The organism is Paraburkholderia elongata (assembly GCF_013177735.1).
Classification (GTDB): domain Bacteria; phylum Pseudomonadota; class Gammaproteobacteria; order Burkholderiales; family Burkholderiaceae; genus Paraburkholderia; species Paraburkholderia elongata.
Window position 1 is genome coordinate 1 of record NZ_WOEZ01000103.1, and the last position, 2,830, is coordinate 2,830.

At 56.9% G+C, this 2,830-nt stretch carries 2 protein-coding genes; one reads left to right on the plus strand and one right to left on the minus strand.

From position 1 onward, the window contains the following. Nucleotides 1-240: 240 nt before the first annotated feature. Nucleotides 241-444 (minus strand): cold-shock protein, encoded by a 204-nt coding sequence (locus GNZ13_RS20155; RefSeq protein WP_007180251.1) that lies wholly within the window; start codon nt 442-444, stop codon nt 241-243. 583 nt (nt 445-1,027) lie between these two features. On the opposite strand from GNZ13_RS20155, the gene GNZ13_RS20160 reads away from it, so the two are divergent. Continuing rightward, complete coding sequence (locus tag GNZ13_RS20160; RefSeq protein WP_172167497.1) at nt 1,028-2,623, plus strand: APC family permease; 1,596 nt, start codon at nt 1,028-1,030, stop codon at nt 2,621-2,623. Nucleotides 2,624-2,830: the final 207 nt, after the last annotated feature.

Here is a 2,830-nt window from a genome sequence, read left to right on the forward strand (position 1 = left end):
GGCACGAACGTGCTCTCGCGCTCGTCCAGGCGATCCGTCCGTAGACAGAAAACCAAACCCCGACTTCAAGCCAGGCGCTTGAATCACAAAGGAAACTTGCCTATCTCGCGGCGGAATCTCAGACTAACCAACTGCATACTGCGAAGATAATCGCCGCATGCAGTTGCCATACAGATGCGATCGATATAAAAAAACCCCGCCGAGGCGGGGTTTTTTGCGTCCAGAAGGAAGCGTGCTTGCTTACACCGGCTTGATGTTAGCAGCTTGCTTGCCCTTCGGGCCCGTCTTCACTTCAAACGTAACCTTTTGGTTTTCTTGCAGCGTCTTGAAGCCTTCCGTGCGGATTTCCGAGAAATGCGCGAACAGATCTTCGCCACCGCCGTCCGGCGTGATGAAGCCAAAGCCCTTTGCGTCATTGAACCACTTGACGGTACCGGTTTCCATATTACTTGTTCCTAAAGATGGTAAATAAGGCCGAAGCCCAATGGGTGCGCATGAAAATCAAGGAAGGGGGTAATGGGACCAACCGGAGTACCGTTGATGGGCGAACTACGAAAGACCAATTCACTCGCCGCTTGAAATCCTGCCCGAACGTTATACGGCGATTTCGGGCGAAGGTCAACACTCTCATCCCATTTTTACAATGTTTTGATGGATTGGCGTAGAAATTGCTTACAAACCTTGCTATTCGTCCGAAAATTTTGCTAGGGAGAACCCTTAGTTCCGCCGCAACGTGAGGGTGCAACCGTTAAACTACGCGCCGCGCGTCGGTTGCACCTGATTGGAATAGGCCGTCGCGTATGCATGCGCGTCACCCCGTCTCCAGCGCCACAAGCGATGTCACGCGGTGCCGACATGTTTCTGATGCAATCTGCATGGGACCGGAGCAAGTGCTAAAGCGCTAACTCCGGCCGACATACGGTGTATGGGACCAGAGTAAGTGCTTTGCATGGGACCAGAGTAAACGCTAAAGCGCCAACTCTGGTCGACAGCTAAAGCGCTAACTCTGGTCGACACAGGAGAAGATGTGAAAAGTTCTATACAACGGAACATTGGGCCATTCGCGCTGTTGCTGACCGGCTTGGGTTCGATCATCGGATCGGGTTGGCTCTTCGGCGCGTGGAAGGCTGCAAAAATTGCAGGGCCGGCGGCCATTTGTGCATGGGTCATTGGCGCAGTTGTGATTCTCGCGATTGCGTTGACCTACGCCGAGCTCGGCGCGATGTTCCCGGAGTCCGGTGGCATGGTGCGTTACGCGCGCTATTCGCACGGCGCGCTGGTTGGCTTCATCAGTGCATGGGCCAACTGGATCGCCATCGTCTCGGTGATTCCAATCGAGGCTGAAGCATCCATTCAATATATGAGCACGTGGCCGTATCCATGGGCGCATGCGCTATTCGTGGACGGATCATTAACCACCAATGGGCTATTGCTATCCGCCGCACTGGTGATCATTTACTTCCTGCTGAACTATTGGGGCGTGAAGCTGTTCGCGCGCGCCAATTCGGCGATCACGATCTTCAAGTTCCTGATTCCAGGTGCGACGATCGCTGGTCTGATGCTGACGGGCTTCCACAAGGAAAACTTCGGCGAAGTGAGCACCTTTGCGCCGTACGGCTGGTCGGCTGTGCTGACGGCAGTGTCGACGAGCGGTATCGTGTTCGCCTTCAACGGTTTCCAGAGCCCGATCAACCTCGCCGGTGAAGCACGCAATCCGGCCAAGAGCGTGCCGTTCGCGGTGATCGGCTCGATCCTGCTGGCGCTGGTGATCTACGTGCTGCTGCAGATCGCGTACATCGGCGCGGTGAACCCGAGCGACGTGATGAAGGGTTGGGGCCACTTCAACTTCGCTTCGCCGTTTGCTGAGCTGGCAATCGCGCTGAACCTGAACTGGCTGGCGATCCTGCTGTACGTCGACGCATTCGTCAGTCCGAGCGGCACGGGCACGACCTACATGGCGACCACCACCCGCATGATCTACGCAATGGAGCGCAACAACACGATGCCGAAGATGTTCGGCAACGTGCACCCGTTCTACGGCGTGCCGCGTCAGGCGATGTGGTTCAACCTGCTGGTGTCGTTCATTTTCCTGTTCTTCTTTCGCGGCTGGAGCTCGTTGGCGGCGGTAATCTCGGTCGCGACCGTGATCTCGTACCTGACTGGCCCGATCAGCCTGATGGCGCTGCGCCGCGCGGCAACGGATCTGGAGCGCCCGCTGCACATTGCGGGCATGAAGATCATTGCGCCGTTCGCTTTCGTGTGCGCGTCGCTGATCCTGTACTGGGCGAAGTGGCCGCTGACCGGCGAAATCATTCTGTTGATGGTCGTCGCGCTGCCGGTGTACTTCTACTTCCAGGCGAAGTCGGGCTTTGCCGGCTGGGGGCGTGACCTGAAGGCTGCATGGTGGCTCGTGGCCTACCTGCCGGTGATGGCGATTCTGTCGCTGATCGGTAGCAAACAATTCGGTGGCCTTGGCGTCCTGCCGTACGGCTGGGACATGCTAGTGGTGATCGCGTTCTCGCTGGTGTTCTACTACTGGGGCGTGAATAGTGGCTATCGCTCGGAGTACCTCGACGAGCGTCAGACGCACGACGAAGTGCTCGAAGGCATTGGCGCACATTAAGTTGCTGCGTTGAGTCTTGCGCCGGATCGCCGGACCGCCTTGGTCCGGCACAGCACGAAAAAAAGCCCGCCTGAGTTGCTCCCAGCCCCTCACTTAGCGTGTTGTTTTGAGGCGGTTGATTCTTTATGATGCCCCGTAGGTCAAGGACTTACGGGGCATCATCATGTCTGACAGAGATTTTGGGGAAGACGAAGCTGAAGCGTCGCC